Source organism: Sphingomonas sp. PWP1-2 (genome assembly GCF_049898305.1).
GTDB classification, from domain to species: Bacteria; Pseudomonadota; Alphaproteobacteria; order Sphingomonadales; family Sphingomonadaceae; genus Sphingomonas; species Sphingomonas glacialis.
Window position 1 is genome coordinate 330,826 of the sequence record NZ_JAFCXM010000001.1, and the last position, 13,763, is coordinate 344,588.

Annotated in this window: 14 protein-coding genes; 5 read left to right on the forward strand and 9 right to left on the reverse strand. The window is 67.6% G+C overall.

The window, feature by feature from the left end; genetic code table 11:
* The first annotated feature begins 95 nt into the window (after positions 1-95).
* Entirely contained in the window at positions 96-1,328 is a 1,233-nt protein-coding gene (locus tag ACP7C5_RS01630; protein WP_426262957.1) for a PQQ-dependent sugar dehydrogenase, read from the forward strand.
* 116 nt (positions 1,329-1,444) lie between these two features.
* On the opposite strand, the gene ACP7C5_RS01635 is transcribed toward ACP7C5_RS01630, so the two are convergent.
* The gene (locus ACP7C5_RS01635) at positions 1,445-1,822 is read right to left on the reverse strand and encodes a PaaI family thioesterase (protein ID WP_426262958.1); all 378 of its coding nucleotides are present in this window, start codon (positions 1,820-1,822) and stop codon (positions 1,445-1,447) included.
* Positions 1,822-2,259 carry a PaaI family thioesterase gene (locus ACP7C5_RS01640; protein WP_426262959.1) on the reverse strand — a complete coding sequence of 146 codons (438 nt, stop codon included), beginning with the start codon at positions 2,257-2,259 and terminating at the stop codon, positions 1,822-1,824. The genes ACP7C5_RS01635 and ACP7C5_RS01640 overlap by 1 nt, the downstream gene beginning before the upstream one ends.
* A gap of 152 nt (positions 2,260-2,411) precedes the next feature.
* On the opposite strand from ACP7C5_RS01640, the gene ACP7C5_RS01645 reads away from it, so the two are divergent.
* From ACP7C5_RS01645 to ACP7C5_RS01655, 3 genes are all read left to right on the forward strand, one after another.
* On the forward strand, positions 2,412-3,947 hold the full coding sequence (locus ACP7C5_RS01645; RefSeq protein WP_426262960.1) for an acyl-CoA synthetase: 1,536 nt from the start codon (positions 2,412-2,414) through the stop codon (positions 3,945-3,947).
* Positions 3,948-3,964: 17 nt separating this feature from the next.
* Entirely contained in the window at positions 3,965-4,753 is a 789-nt protein-coding gene (locus ACP7C5_RS01650; RefSeq protein WP_426262961.1) for a crotonase/enoyl-CoA hydratase family protein, read from the forward strand.
* Positions 4,754-4,971: 218 nt separating this feature from the next.
* Positions 4,972-6,066, forward strand: a complete 1,095-nt coding sequence (locus ACP7C5_RS01655; protein WP_426262962.1) for an FUSC family protein — start codon at positions 4,972-4,974, stop codon at positions 6,064-6,066.
* On the opposite strand, the gene ACP7C5_RS01660 is transcribed toward ACP7C5_RS01655, so the two are convergent.
* The 3 genes from ACP7C5_RS01660 to ACP7C5_RS01670 form a co-directional block, all read right to left on the reverse strand.
* Positions 6,061-6,489, reverse strand: coding sequence for an acyl-CoA thioesterase (locus ACP7C5_RS01660; protein ID WP_133190112.1), 429 nt, complete (start codon positions 6,487-6,489; stop codon positions 6,061-6,063). The two genes, ACP7C5_RS01655 and ACP7C5_RS01660, sit on opposite strands and share 6 nt — an antisense overlap.
* Before the next feature lie 131 nt (positions 6,490-6,620).
* On the reverse strand, positions 6,621-7,403 hold the full coding sequence (locus ACP7C5_RS01665; protein ID WP_426262963.1) for an SDR family NAD(P)-dependent oxidoreductase: 783 nt from the start codon (positions 7,401-7,403) through the stop codon (positions 6,621-6,623).
* A 115-nt stretch (positions 7,404-7,518) separates the two neighbouring features.
* A complete protein-coding gene (locus ACP7C5_RS01670; RefSeq protein WP_426262964.1) occupies positions 7,519-8,691 on the reverse strand; it encodes an acetyl-CoA C-acetyltransferase in 1,173 nt (390 codons plus the stop codon).
* 103 nt (positions 8,692-8,794) lie between these two features.
* Here ACP7C5_RS01670 and ACP7C5_RS01675 point away from each other — a divergent pair, with 103 nt between their 5' ends.
* Positions 8,795-9,460, forward strand: a complete 666-nt coding sequence (locus ACP7C5_RS01675) for a nitroreductase (RefSeq protein ID WP_189675520.1) — start codon at positions 8,795-8,797, stop codon at positions 9,458-9,460.
* 33 nt (positions 9,461-9,493) lie between these two features.
* Here the strand turns inward: ACP7C5_RS01675 and ACP7C5_RS01680 are convergent, their stop codons facing one another.
* From ACP7C5_RS01680 to ACP7C5_RS01695, 4 genes are all read right to left on the reverse strand, one after another.
* The gene (locus ACP7C5_RS01680) at positions 9,494-10,960 is read right to left on the reverse strand and encodes a DEAD/DEAH box helicase (protein ID WP_426262965.1); all 1,467 of its coding nucleotides are present in this window, start codon (positions 10,958-10,960) and stop codon (positions 9,494-9,496) included.
* Positions 10,961-11,180: 220 nt separating this feature from the next.
* Positions 11,181-12,251, reverse strand: coding sequence for a hypothetical protein (locus ACP7C5_RS01685; protein ID WP_426262966.1), 1,071 nt, complete (start codon positions 12,249-12,251; stop codon positions 11,181-11,183).
* On the reverse strand, positions 12,251-12,859 hold the full coding sequence (locus ACP7C5_RS01690) for a hypothetical protein (protein ID WP_426262967.1): 609 nt from the start codon (positions 12,857-12,859) through the stop codon (positions 12,251-12,253). Before ACP7C5_RS01690 ends, ACP7C5_RS01685 begins: the two co-directional genes overlap by 1 nt.
* Before the next feature lie 58 nt (positions 12,860-12,917).
* Positions 12,918-13,757, reverse strand: a complete 840-nt coding sequence (locus tag ACP7C5_RS01695) for a hypothetical protein (RefSeq protein ID WP_426262968.1) — start codon at positions 13,755-13,757, stop codon at positions 12,918-12,920.
* Positions 13,758-13,763: the final 6 nt, after the last annotated feature.

The window sequence follows — 13,763 nt, forward strand, 5'->3', positions numbered from 1 at the left end:
CAGCGTACGCCCACGCCCGCTGTCTGTGTCGCACGGTGGACCCCGGAACAAGTCCGGGGTGATGGCGGTTTTCGAAACACTTACAGGAGAACTCCATGTTGTCGTCGTCCCGCACGCCTTTCGTTGCTCTGGTGCTGGCCGCGACGGCCTGCTCCGCGCAGCCGCAGCAATCGAACGCCGCCGCGGCCGCTGCGGCACCGACCCCGACGGCTCGGCCGAACCGCGCGCCTGTCACCAGCTTGCCCGACGACGCGCCCGCCGCGACGATCCGAAACGTCCCCGCGACGACGGGCCGCGCAAACCGCGCCGCGACCAAGCCGCCGTTTGCGCAAGCGACGCTCGCGACCTTCAGCGAGCCGTTCGCGATCGCGGTGCTGCCCGACGGCAGCGCGCTCGTCACCGAGAAGGCGGGCAAGATCAAGCTGCGCCGCGCCGACGGGTCGATCGCCGATATCACCGGCGCGCCCAAGGTGCTCAACGACAATCAGGGCGGCCTGCTCGACATCGCGCCAGCGCCCGATTTCGCCAAGAGCAAGCTCGTCTATATCAGCTATTCCGAACCGCGCCCGGGCGGCAGCAGTCTGGCGCTGGCGCGCGGGCAGTTCACCGGAACGGCTCTGGTCAATCTGCAAGTGCTGTGGCGCGCGGGGTCGGATGGTGTCGGTGGGCAGTTCGGTGCGAACATCGCCTTCGCGCCCGACGGCAAGTCGCTCTTCCTCTCCTCGGGCGAGCGGCAGCGTTTCACGCCGGCGCAGGACCCAGAGCAGGCGCTTGGCAAGATCCTGCACCTGACGCTCGACGGCGAGGCGGCGCCGGGCAATCCGATGGCGGCAGCGGGCGGGGTGCGCGCGGAGACGTGGAGCAGCGGGCATCGCAACCCATACGGCCTGGTGTTCACGCCCGATGGCCGGCTGTGGGAAGAGGAGATGGGGCCCAAGGGTGGCGACGAGCTCAACCTGATCCTGCCGGGCAAGAATTACGGGTGGCCGATCGTTTCCAACGGCGACAATTATTCGGGCAAGCCGATCCCCGATCATCCCAGCCGCCCCGATCTCGAAGCGCCCAAACTGTGGTGGAACCCGTCGATCTCGCCGGGCGGGATGGCCTATTATTCGGGCGAGATGTTCCCGGCGTATCGCGGTTCTCTGCTGATCGGCGCGCTGTCGGGCGAGTCGCTGATCCGCGTTGCGCTCAACGGGGACAGTGCGACGGTCGCCGACCAGTGGGACATGGGCGCGCGAATCCGCGACGTCGCGCAGGCGCCCGATGGGGCGATCTGGTTGCTGCAGGATGACGGGAAATTGGTTCGGTTGTCGCCAAAACCATAACCCCTTTCCGTCACCCCGGCCTTGTGCCGGGGCCCACCGTGCCGCACCCGCCCCGGCCGATGCTCTCGCGTCCCGGTGGCCCCCGGCACAAGGCCGGGGTGACGGGTAGCGGGTGATTACCCCCGCACGATCAGATAGTTCATCCGCGCGGCGGCAATGGGCTTGGCCGGATCATCCTGCCACGCCGTCGCCTCGACATTGGCGACGCGCCCGCCGAGCCGCGTCACGACCCCGCGCGCGAAGGTCGGTTTCTCGCGCCCGCCGCGCATGTAATCGACCGTGACGTTGATCGGCTTGATCTGCCCGCCGCCATCCTCGGCGAGGGCATATCGTAGCGCGACGATCGCGGCCATTTCGAGCATCCCGCCGATCGCGCCGCCGTGCAGATAGCCCGGCCGCCCGAGCAAGCTGGTCGCGCTCGGCATCGTCAACAGCGTCGGATCGTCGCCCCCGGCAACGGCGATCCCCAGCAAGTCGGCATAAGGCGGCAACATCAGGCGGCATCCGTGAACATGAAGGTGCCCGCGACATGCGCGAGCGGATCGGCCGGGTCGCCGTCATGCGCCTGACCGCGCACGAACGAGATCGAGCGCGTGATACGGTAGCATTCGCCGCGCCCGTACACCGTCTTGCCCGGCGTCGCTGGGCGGAGGTAGTCGATCCGCAGATCGAGCGTCGCGTGCGGTCGGAAGGTGCCGAGCTTGGTCCACACCGCAAGGCTCGTCGCCATGTCCATCATCGTCAGGATCGGCCCCGAGGCGAGCACGCCGCTCGACGGGTCGCCGATCAGGTCGGTCTGATAGGGCAGTTGCAGCTCGACCCAGTCGGGCCCATGGCTGTGATAGCTCAGCTTGAGCAGGCCGCCATGCCCGCCGACGCCAAGCCGGCTGAAGCGTTGCGGGTCGAAGGCGGAGGGGGTGTCGGCGGCCATGATGCCGGGCGCTGTATCGCAAAGCCGCGTGCGTGCAAGGGGCGAGCGCCGTGGCATTGGCGAGCCGCTTGCGGCGTTCGGCAGGCCGGTATAGCATCGCGTTGCAAAAGAAAACGAAACGGCCCGCAAGCGGCCGTTCAGGAGGGTCTGAAATGTCGCATCCGAGCGTGCACGCGCGCACCGATCCCGGCAAACCCGCGCTGATCGTCGCCGAAACCGGCGAGCGCGTCAGCTTCGCGGAGCTCGACGCACGTTCGAACCGGGCGGCGCATCTGTTCCGCGCGAAGGGGCTGAAGGCCGGCGACACGATCGCGCTGTGCCTCGAGAACAGCCCGGCCTTCTACGACATCGCTTGGGGCGCGCAGCGTGCGGGGCTGTTCTTCGTCTGCATATCGACCAAGCTGACCGCCCCCGAAGTCGATTACATCTTCAAGGATTCGGGCGCGCGACTCGTCATCGTCTCGGCCAGCCTCGCCGGAGTGACCGCCGCGCTGGGCACCGAGCTCGCGCGCTTTTCGGTCGGCGGACCGGTGGCGGGATGGGCCGCGTGGGAAGACGCGGTCGCCGCGATGCCGGATACGCCCATCGCCGACGAACGTGCGGGCGTCGACATGCTCTATTCGTCGGGAACGACAGGACGCCCCAAGGGCGTGCGCGTCGCGCTGCCAGAGGATCCCGATATCGCTGCTGGCACCGTGCTCGAGATGCTCGCGCGCGGGCTGTACGGGCTCGGGCCCGACAGTATCTATCTCAGCCCGGCGCCGCTCTATCACGCCGCGCCGCTGCGCTGGTCGATGACGGTGCAAAGGCTCGGCGGCACCGTCGTGATGATGGAGCATTTCGACCCCGAAGCCGCGCTCGCCGCGATCGAACGCTATCACGTTAATGCGAGCCAATGGGTGCCGACGCATTTCGTGCGGATGCTCAAGCTCGACGAAGCGACGCGTGCGCGCCACGATCTGTCGAGCCTCAAGGTCGCGATCCACGCCGCCGCGCCGTGTCCCATCCCTGTAAAAGAGGCGATGATCGACTGGTGGGGGCCGGTGCTCTACGAATATTATGCCGGGTCGGAGGGCAACGGCCTAACGACGATCGCCTCACCCGAATGGCTGGCGCACAAGGGCTCGGTCGGCAAGGCGGCGTACGGCGTGCTCCACATTTGCGGCGAGGATGGCGCCGAACTGCCGCCGGGCGAGCAGGGGCTGGTCTATTTCGAGGGCGGTACGCCGTTCGAATATCACAACGACCCGGCCAAGACCGCGGAGGCGCGCAACGCGCATGGCTGGACGACGCTCGGCGATATCGGGCGGATCGACGAGGACGGCTACCTCTACCTCACCGATCGCAAGAGCTTCATGATCATCTCGGGCGGGGTGAACATCTATCCGCAGGAAATCGAGAACCGCCTGATCACCCACCCGCGCGTCGCCGATGTCGCGGTGATCGGCGCGCCGTGCCCCGAAATGGGCGAGCGGGTCGTCGCGGTGGTCCAGCCGGTCGATATGGCGGAAGCGGGGCCGGCGTTCGCCTCCGAGCTCACCGCGTGGTGCCGCGCCGAGCTGTCGGGGGTGAAGACACCGCGCCAGATCGATTTTGCGGCGGAACTGCCGCGCCACGCGACGGGCAAATTGTACAAGCGCTTGCTGCGCGACCAATATTGGGCAGAGACCGGCGCGCAGAGCGTGTGACGCCGATGGAGAGACAGATGAACGACCGCGTATCGACCACGATCACCGATCATATCGCCGACGTCCGCCTCGCGCGCGCCGACAAGATGAACGCGATCGACCCGGCGATGTTCGAAGGTATCGGCGCGGCGATCGATGCGCTGCATCCGCGCAAGGACGTGCGCTGCGTCGTGCTGTCGGGCGAGGGGCGCGCGTTCTGCGCCGGGCTCGACATGACGAGCATGGCGGGCGGCGGCTCGGGGCTGTCGCGCAACGAGCGTAACGACCAGGGCGCGATCCTGCCGCAGCACGTCACCTGGGGCTGGCGCAATCTGCCGATGCCGGTGATCGCCGCGGTCCACGGCGTGGCGTTCGGCGGCGGCTTCCAGATCATGTCGGGCGCCGACATTCGCATCGCCGCGCCCGACACGCGCTTTGCGATCCGCGAAAGCTATTGGGGGCTGGTGCCCGACATGGCGGGCTTCCCGATCTGGCGCGGGCTGGTGCGCGACGACGTGCTGCGCGAGCTCGTCTATACCTCGCGCGAATTCGGTGCCGAAGAAGCGCTCCACCACGGCTTCATCACGCGCATCGCCGAGGATCCGCATGCCGCGGCGCTGGCGCTGGCGCACGACATCGCCGCCAAGAGCCCCAACGCGATCCGCGGTGCCAAGCGGCTGTGCTCCATGGCGTTCGACGCCGACCCGCGCGCTATGCTCGAGGCCGAGACCTACGAGCAGGTCAAGGTGATCGGCCAGCCGCCGATGATGGAGCAAGTCGCGGCCAACATCCAGAAGCGCCCGGCGCGGTTCGGGGACGCGGATTAAGCGGGCACTCCCGCTGGACGTCTAGCCTCCGCCTTGCACCGTCTGCACCGCTGGCTGCCGCGACCCCGCCTCTCTTCGTCACCCCGGCCTTGTGCCGGGGTCCACCGTGCCGCGTATCCTGCGGCATGCATTTCGTTGTCACGGTGGGCCCCGGCACAAGGCCGGGGCGACGGGAAGTGGCCTTTAAGCGCCGCCCGCTTTGCGCCATAGCCACCGCGATGCAGCGCCGGCTCACCCAGTTCTTCCAATCCCGCGTCGGCCGCGCCCTCTCGACCTTCTTCACGCCCGGCCCGCGGATGATCGACGAGCTCGAATGCGTGGCCTCGGTCGCGCTGGCGATCCTGCTCGCGCACACGATCGGCGCGAAGAGCGTCGCCTGGGCGGCGTTCACCGGTTTCGTGCTGATGCGCGGCCATGTCGCGCAGACGTTGTTGCGCGGGTTGCTGCGGATCGTCGGCACCGCGGTCGGGGCGGGGGCGGCATTGCTGATCGTGCCCTATGCGGTGCGCTCGCTCCCGATGGCATCGCTCGCGGCGGCGGTGATGGGGGCGATCGGCCTGTACGGGATGCTCACCGCCAAGCGTGCCTATGCGTGGCTGCTGCTCGGCCTGACCTTCGAGCTGATCCTGCTCGACACGCTCGAGCATCCTGCGCTCGACACGCTGGCGTTTGCGCAGACGCGTTTGCTCGAAGTGCTTGCGGGCACGGCGGCGTGCGTCGCGGTCAGCCTGATCTCGACGCTGACCGTTCGGCGGCGCTGGCCTGCGCCGCCTGCGGTGCCGGCGCAGCGGATCGGCTGGCATCGCGACGCCGCGCGCCACGCCGCGCAAGCGGGCGTGACGCTCGCGCTGCTGCCGCCGCTCCATGCGCTGTTCGGGATCCCGCAATTGGCGCAGGCAAGCGTGACCGTGATGACGGTGATGATCGTACCGGTGGCGCGGCTCGGGCGCAGCGGTCTGGCACCGGTGAGCAAGCGGCTGTGGCACCGCGCGCTCGGCTGCATCGGCGGTGGCGCGCTGGCCGCCGCCGTGCTGGTCGTCGCGCACGGATCGGCGCCGGTGCTGATCGCGGGGACATGCCTCGGCGTCGCGATCGGGCGGCATATCGAAAATGCCGGCGGGCGCGTGCCCTATCTCGGGCTGCAATTCACGCTGGCGATCCTGGTGACCTTAGTGCCCGACAGCTATGCCGAGGTGGCGATCCGCCCGGCGCTCGAGCGGCTGACGAGCATCTTCATCGGCATGGCGCTGATCGAACCGGTACTGCTCGTCTGGCACTTCGGGTCGCGGCGGATGCCCGCCACCGCATCATAGCCGCAGGCGGTTGGCCTCCAGTCCTGCACGGAATTCGTCAGGGAGTGCGGTGAGCCCGCCACTCGCGCTCATCACCAGCACGACATCGCACGTCGCGATGCAAGCGCCGTTCTGGAAGGCGGCCGAGAGGATGTTCCAGCTGCGGGTGCCGATCTCGCCGATCCCGCTCGCGATCTCGACATCGGCGGGGAAGAAGCCCTCGCCAAGATAATTGATCTCGACCCGCGCGACGAGCCAGCGATGCCCCGCCCAGCCGTGCAGCTTGATCGCCTGGTTGAAGCGCACCCGCCCGCTTTCGAACAGCGCCGCCATCGCGACATTGTTGATATGGCCGAGCACGTCGAGATCCTGGAAACGCGTCTGGATCGTGACGGTATGGGGGTAGGTCGCGGGGTCGAGGCGCGCGGGATCGGGACGGGGCATGAAATTCTCCAAAAGCCCCTCCCCTTCAGGGGAGGGGTTGGGGTGGGGCCGTGCCGCGAATTCGACGACCCGGTCTCGGTGAGACCCCGCCCCACCCCCGACCCCTCCCCTGAAGGGGAGGGGAGTTTACGTCAGCGCGGCGCCATGCGGATCGCGCCGTCGAGGCGGACGTCCTCGCCGTTGAAATAGCTGTTCTCGAGCATCGTCAGCGCGAGATGCGCATATTCCGTGGGAATGCCCAGCCGCTTGGGGAAGGGGACGCTCGCCGCGAGATTGTCCTTCACCGCCTGCGGCGCGCCCTGCATCAGCGGGGTCTCGAAGATGCCGGGCAGGATCGTGTTGATGCGGATGCCTTCGCCCATCAGGTCGCGCGCGATCGGCAGCGTCATGCCGACGACGCCGCCCTTCGACGCGGAATAGGCCGCCTGGCCGATCTGCCCGTCCTCAGCGGCGACGCTCGCGGTCATCACGATCGCGCCGCGCTCGCCGTCTTCGCCGGGCGTCAGCGTCAGCATCCCCGCCGCCGATTTGGCGACGCAGCGGAAGGTACCGATCAGGTTGATCTGAATGAGCCAGTCGAACGCGGCGAGCGGGAAATGCTTGATGCTGCCGTCTTCCTTCGAGCGGCTCGCGGTCTTGACCGCATTGCCGGTCCCCGCGCAGCAGACGAGCACGGCTTCCTGGCCGTTGGCCGCGCGCGCCTTGGCGAAGCCGGCGTCGACCGACTCGTCCGACGTCACGTTCACTTCGCAGAACACGCCACCGATCTCGGCAGCGAGCGCCTCGCCTTTTTCGGCCTGCAGATCGAAGATTGCGACCTTGACGCCCTTGGCGGCGAGCGCGCGGGCGGTGGCGGCGCCGAGGCCCGATGCGCCGCCGGTAACGACTGCAGCGGTGGTGGAGTCGAGATTCATGTGAGGTCCCCCTAAATTCGTCGCCCCGGCGGAGGCCGGGGCCGGTCTGTTGGGTGCGGTGCCACCGTTGCGCGTCGCAACGGGACGGCCCCGGCCTCCGCCGGGGCGACGGGGATCAGACCCGTTCGATGATGGTCACGTTAGCGACGCCGCCGCCTTCGCACATCGTCTGCAGGCCATACCGCCCGCCCGATTTCTGCAGCGCGTGCACCAACGTCGCCATCAGCTTGGTGCCCGAAGCGCCAAGCGGATGCCCGAGCGCGATCGCGCCGCCATTGACGTTAAGCTTCGCCGGATCGCCACCGGTATGCTTCAACCACGCGAGCGGGACGGGCGCGAACGCCTCGTTGACCTCATACAGGTCGATCTCCTCGATCTTCATGCCAGAGCGTTGCAGTGCGCGGTCGGTCGCGAACAGCGGCTCCTCGAGCATGATGACGGGGTCGCCGCCCGTCACGGTCAGGTTGACGATCCGCGCGATCGGCGTGAGGTTGTGCGCCTTGAGCGCCGCCTCGCTGACGATCATCACCGCGGAGGCGCCGTCGCAGATCTGGCTGGCATTGGCCGCGCTAATGCTGCCGCCTTCCTGGAGCAATTTGACCGAACCGATGCTCTCGAGCGTCGCGCCGTAGCGGATGCCCTCGTCGGTGCTGTGCTGGACAACCCCCTCGGGCGTCTCGATCTCCAGCGCAATGATCTCGTCGGCAAAGTCGCCGCGCTCGGTCGCCGCCTGCGCGCGGCGGTGGCTCTCGAGCGCGAAGGCGTCGAGCATCGCGCGGTCGAAGCCGTGCTTCTTGACGATCATCTCGGCGCCCATGAACTGGCTGAACATGATGCCGGGGTATTTTTCCTCGAGCCGCGGCGACTTGTAGTTGCCCAGGCCCTCTTTCATGAACAGCGTCGCGGTGGTGCCCATCGGCACGCGCGTCATGCTCTCGACGCCCGCGGCGATGACGATGTCCTGCGTTCCCGACATCACCGCCTGCGCGGCGAACTGCAGCGCCTGCTGCGACGATCCGCACTGCCGGTCGATCGACACGGCGGGCACGCTGTCGGGAAGGTTCTTGGCGGCGAGCACGGCGTTGCGGCCGACTTGTCCGGCCTGCTGCCCGCCCTGCATGACGCAGCCCATGATCACGTCGTCGACCGCGGCGCCGTCGATCCCGGTGCGCTCGACGATCGCGTCGAGCACCGACGCCGCCATGTCGACGGGGTGCCAGCCAGCGAGTTTCCCGCCGCGCTTGCCGCCCGCGGTGCGCACTGCATCAACGATATAGGCTTCGGCCATGCTCGACTCTCCATAATCGGTTTCTGTTTGCAACCTCTATTGCCGTACTCCAGGCGCTTGGGCAAGGTGGAACGACGTACCCGATGATCGAAAGGCCAAGCATATGGATGTGAGCGAAGCGATTGCAGCGCGCCGATCGGTACGCGGTTTCCTGAGCGATCCGGTCGACCCGGCGGTGCTCCACGGCATCGTCACCAAGGCGGCACGCGCAGCAACCGGCGGCAACCTCCAGCCGTGGCATGTCGACGTGCTGACCGGCGCGCCGCTGGAACGGCTGAAGGCAGCGGTGCTGCACAAGATCCAATGGGGCCAGCCCGAGACGGCGGCGTATGATATCTATCCGAGCGAACTCGTCGCGCCGTATCGCGACCGGCGCTTTGCGGTGGGCGAGGCGATGTATCGCGAGATCGGCATCCCGCGCGAGGACAAGGCGGCGCGGCGGCTATGGTTCGCGCGCAACTTCCAATTTTTCGGGGCGCCCGCGGCTTTGTTCTGTAGCGTCGACCGGCGGATGGGGCCGCCGCAATGGGCCGATCTCGGCATGTATCTGCAGAACGTGATGCTGCTCGCGGTCGAGGCGGGGCTGGGAAGTTGCGCGCAGGAATGCTGGGCGATGTATCCCGAGACGGTGGGCGAGGCGATCGCGCTGCCGGCCGAACGGATGCTGTTCTGCGGCATGGCGATCGGGGTGGAAGATACGACAGAGCCCGCGAACCGCTTACGCAGTGCACGGGCTCCGGAAGACGAGTGGCTGACGCTGCACGCCTAAACGCCCTCCCCCAAGGGGAGAGGGACAGGAGGATCAGCCGGCCGCAGGCGAACGACGGCCGCCGCCGCCGCCACCGGCACCCGAGCGCCCACCGGCGCCACCGGGACGACCGCCACCGGGACGGCCCTGGCCGCCGGGGCGACCCTGGCCACCGGGACGGCCACCGCCGGCCGGACGCCCGGCACCAGCCGGACGACCAGCACCCTCGGGACGCGCGCCCATCGGGCGACCGGCACCCGCTGCGCGATCCCCGGTCGGACGCGCCGAATGCGTCGCCTTGGGCGGCGCACGGTGACGACCCGAGTCATCACGACGCTCGAACGTGTCGGAACCGGCCGGACGCGCCGCCTTGATCCGTGCCGCCTCGGCGGTGAAGCCTTCGGGAAGCTGCATCATCTCGGGCTTGACCTTGGTCAGCTTCTCGATGTCGCGCAGGTACGTCCGCTCATCATCCGCCACGAAGCTGATCGCGGTGCCCGATGCGCCGGCGCGCGCGGTGCGGCCGATGCGGTGGACATACTGTTCGGGAACGTTGGGCAGTTCGAAGTTGAAGACGTGGGAAACGCCCGAAACGTCGATCCCGCGCGCCGCGATGTCGGTCGCGACCAGAACCTTGGCCTTGCCCGACTTGAACTCGGCGAGCGCGCGCTCGCGCTGCGGCTGGCTCTTGTTGCCGTGGATCGCATTCGAATCCACGCCATTGGCGGCGAGCAGCTTCACGACGCGGTCGGCGCCATGCTTGGTGCGCGTGAAGACGAGCGCGCGCTCGACCTTCTCGTCGCGCAGCAGGATCGTCAGCAGTGCCTGCTTTTCGCCCTGGTTGAGGAAGGTGACGAACTGGTCGACGCGCTCGGCCGTGCTCGACGTCGGCGCGACCTTGACGGTCTGCGGATCGTTGAGGAACTGGTTGGCGAGCTCGCGGATCGCGTTCGGCATCGTCGCCGAGAAGAACAGCGTCTGGCGCTGCTTCGGCAGCATGCGGACGATCTTGCGCAGCGCATGGATGAAGCCGAGGTCGAGCATCTGGTCGGCTTCGTCGAGCACGAGGATCTCGAGCATCGCGAGGCTGACGAAACGCTGCTCGATCAGGTCGAGCAGACGGCCCGGCGTGGCGACGAGAATGTCGACGCCGCGCGCCATGTCCTGGCGGTTCTTGTTGATGCTGGTGCCGCCGAACACGGTCGCGACCGACATCTTCGAGAACTTGCCGTAGTCACGCGCGCTCTCGGCGATCTGGCTGGCGAGTTCGCGCGTCGGCGCGAGCACGAGCATGCGGCAATGCGTCGGCAGCACGCGCTTTTCGTTGTTCACCAGATGCTGGATCGACGGCAGCACGAAGGCTGCGGTCTTGCCGGTGCCGGTCTGCGCGATGCCGAGCAGATCGCCGCCCTGGAGCAGGATCGGGATCGACTGCTTCTGGATCGGGGTGGGGGTGGTATAGCCTTTGGCCTCGAGCGCGCGGACGAGCGGCTCGGCAAGGCCGAGTTGAGCGAAAGTCATGGGTATTTTAGTCCATTGCATAGGCCATGGACGCGCATCATCGACGCGCGAATGGCGGGGGGAGATGTGACACCCCGCGTGAAAAGGGAGGTCCGTTGTGGTAACGACCGAGGCGGAGCCGGACCTATCAAGGACCCATCACGCTGCATGACGCTTCGATGGGGCGCATATAGCGAGCAACCCGCGATCCGTCAAGATCAGGGTCGGAATGCCTGCCGAGTCAGCTCTTCTCCTTGCTCTTCTCGCCGCGCTTGGCGAGCGCATCGAGCATGTCGGGGACGAGCGTCTCGGCAAACCCCGCGATGAACGCCCAGATGAACAGCTTGAACAGATCGGATTGCTCGGCGAGGCCGAGGCCATTTTTCAGCGCGCTCAGGATCGGTTGCTGGCCGGCATCACCAGTGCTGCCCGTACGGGGCGGCATTGCGCTGGCGGTGAGGTAGGCATTTTCGGAACTGCGCGCGTCGATGGTTGAAAGATCGGCCAAACGCTTCTGGCGCGCGCAGTCCGCGGCTGGGTCGGGCGTAGCCGACACAGCAGACGTCGGCGTGGGGGATGCCGCCGCGTTATCTGGTGCGGCGCTGTCACCATCGGCGGTGGTGGCGTTGCTTTCTGCGGCATTTTCGACGGGCGGTTCGACGCTGCTGGTAGTCGCTGCAGCGGCCGTCTGTGCAGCCTTCTCTTCTGGGGCAGGCGGGTTGCCAAGCGTCGCATCACACGCGCGTGCCCGCTGTTGCTGATCGTCTGCGGCAGCTTGATCGACGTGCATCTTGGTGCGCAGCGCCTCGAGCGTTAGCCGGAAGGTTGGAGCGATCCCACCCGTAAGGCCGACTGCCGAGGGCAGTCCCGACGCGAACAGCGCATACATGACGAGGCCGAACGCATTCGACGACATCAATGCGATCGCGAGTCCGTTGATCCCCGATCCGAGCGTCGCCAGCGCATAGATCGCATCGGCGCCGACGCTTTGCCCGATATCCTCGTCCTTGATGCGGCGCCCGATGCTGATCAGAGCGCCGACGCGCGCCATCAGCAACAGCAAGACGATCCCGCACAGGAACCCCCGATTTGCCGCGATCGCGGTCCACAGCGCGCTCGCGGCGCAGATGGTCGTGATCGCGATCGCCGTGCTGACCAAGCTCCACCAAAAGCGCCCGAGCAGCCATGCCTGAATCTGGCTCACCGCGGTTTCGCGCGCCATGCTGACGATCCGCGCGCCCTGGATGAAGCTGAGCATCGCCTGCATGTCGCGACGTTTGAGCGCGATCTCGCTGGGGCTGGGATCGGGCATCAGGGCTTCTCCTGCTGGGCGACGTCGGATGCTGGTGCCTGCGCCGTGTCGTCGGACGTCGCGGCATCGGCCGCGCCGCCCTGTGCTTCGTGCGCTGCGATCTCGGCCGATTGGTCGCGCCGGAGCGCCGCCTCGCGGTCGGCGGCATCGCTGGCAAGCGTATCGGGGTCGACGGTGGCAGGGTCGTCGCTGATAGCGGGTGATAGCGTATCCCGGGATGGAATGGTTTCAGCGACCGGCGCCTTGGCAGGCTCGGCCAGCGCTGCCGGCGACCAAGCGAGATGCTGCGCGATCGCCGCTGGACCGACGACGCGATTGAAGCGTTCGCGCACGATCCAATAGGTGCGGTCGATCAGATCGTCGCTAATCGCTTCGACCAGCTTGGTCTCGACACCCATCAGCTCTGGAAAGGGCGCGGTCACGCAAGGGGAGTCGGCGTCGCTCGACGTGGTCAGCTTCTCCAGCAGAACGTCGGCATTGGTCGGTGCGAAGCCGACGATCTGCGCGTGGAGATAATCGGCATAGGCCTGACGCGCCACGGCCTGATCGCACGCGCGCACCGGAGGAACGTCGCCGCGTACCCACCGCCAGAAGCGTTCCATGTCCATCCCGATCTCCCCCGTTCAACTGTGCTGCGCCGCGCGCCGCGGTGCGGATCGACGAGCGCTAGACGCCCAGCGCGTGGACCAGATCGGGTGTGACCTGCGGGGAGGGGGCAAGCCCCTTGGCAGCGCGATAGGCAAGGATCGCGAGGCGAGTCGCCGGCCCGACCACGCCGTCGGGCAGGCCAAGATGATAGCCCGCTGCGACCAGCGCGCTCTGCACCTTCCATTCGGTGCTGTGTTCGAGCGGCGCCGCGCCGATGATGAACGGCCAGATCCGTGCGAACCACGCGCGCCGCTGCGCCATGCCGATCAGCCCGCCATTGATGCCGAGCGTGATTGTCTCGATGTCATTATTGTCCGCCGCGGCATTGAGGTGCTTCGCGTTCCATTCGAGCAAGGCGGGCTTGAGTGCATGCGCTGCGTCGACGACCAGATCGGGGTGGCCCTCGAAATCGACGTGGCAGCGCGCGCCGAAGCGAGCATAGGCCTCGCGGCCGGTGGTCTGAAGCACACCCCGTCCGCGATAGCGCCAGCCGTCCTGCGTTTCGCGCGGGCCATTCCCCATGCGGTTCCCGTACACCAGGCTGAACAGCGCGATGCCGCCATCGATCGCGCATTGATCGGCCATCGCGACGCAGGCGGCGCGATCGGGGAAATAGCGGTGCCAATTGCCCGAATCCCACATCGCGCCAAGGTTCTTGGCCGAATAGCGGCCGCTTTCGACGAGGATCGTCAACCCCCCGGTCTCATGCAGCGCTTGCGCCATGAAATGCGCGAGCCGCAGCGGGGTGGTGATCCCCGCCGCCGCCAGCAGACCGGCGGGGTCTGCAAAAGCGGCGACATAGCCAGGCTTCGCGTTCGGGGCGAACTTCGCCACGACTTGGTTGGCCAGAACCCCCATCGCTTT

Excerpts from the sequence above, each read along its gene's own strand:
- ACP7C5_RS01635 (WP_426262958.1), bottom strand. The coding sequence starts at position 1,822 with ATGTTGCCGCCTTATGCCGACTTGCTGGGGATCGCCGTTGCCGGGGGC.
- ACP7C5_RS01690 (WP_426262967.1), bottom strand. The coding sequence starts at position 12,859 with ATGGACATGGAACGCTTCTGGCGGTGGGTACGCGGCGACGTTCCTCCG.
- ACP7C5_RS01685 (WP_426262966.1), bottom strand. The coding sequence starts at position 12,251 with ATGCCCGATCCCAGCCCCAGCGAGATCGCGCTCAAACGTCGCGACATG.
- ACP7C5_RS01695 (WP_426262968.1), bottom strand. The coding sequence starts at position 13,757 with ATGGGGGTTCTGGCCAACCAAGTCGTGGCGAAGTTCGCCCCGAACGCG.
- ACP7C5_RS01675 (WP_189675520.1), top strand. The coding sequence starts at position 8,795 with ATGGATGTGAGCGAAGCGATTGCAGCGCGCCGATCGGTACGCGGTTTC.
- ACP7C5_RS01645 (WP_426262960.1), top strand. The coding sequence starts at position 2,412 with ATGTCGCATCCGAGCGTGCACGCGCGCACCGATCCCGGCAAACCCGCG.
- ACP7C5_RS01670 (WP_426262964.1), bottom strand. The coding sequence starts at position 8,691 with ATGGCCGAAGCCTATATCGTTGATGCAGTGCGCACCGCGGGCGGCAAG.
- ACP7C5_RS01660 (WP_133190112.1), bottom strand. The coding sequence starts at position 6,489 with ATGCCCCGTCCCGATCCCGCGCGCCTCGACCCCGCGACCTACCCCCAT.
- ACP7C5_RS01630 (WP_426262957.1), top strand. The coding sequence starts at position 96 with ATGTTGTCGTCGTCCCGCACGCCTTTCGTTGCTCTGGTGCTGGCCGCG.
- ACP7C5_RS01680 (WP_426262965.1), bottom strand. The coding sequence starts at position 10,960 with ATGACTTTCGCTCAACTCGGCCTTGCCGAGCCGCTCGTCCGCGCGCTC.
- ACP7C5_RS01665 (WP_426262963.1), bottom strand. The coding sequence starts at position 7,403 with ATGAATCTCGACTCCACCACCGCTGCAGTCGTTACCGGCGGCGCATCG.
- ACP7C5_RS01650 (WP_426262961.1), top strand. The coding sequence starts at position 3,965 with ATGAACGACCGCGTATCGACCACGATCACCGATCATATCGCCGACGTC.
- ACP7C5_RS01655 (WP_426262962.1), top strand. The coding sequence starts at position 4,972 with ATGCAGCGCCGGCTCACCCAGTTCTTCCAATCCCGCGTCGGCCGCGCC.
- ACP7C5_RS01640 (WP_426262959.1), bottom strand. The coding sequence starts at position 2,259 with ATGGCCGCCGACACCCCCTCCGCCTTCGACCCGCAACGCTTCAGCCGG.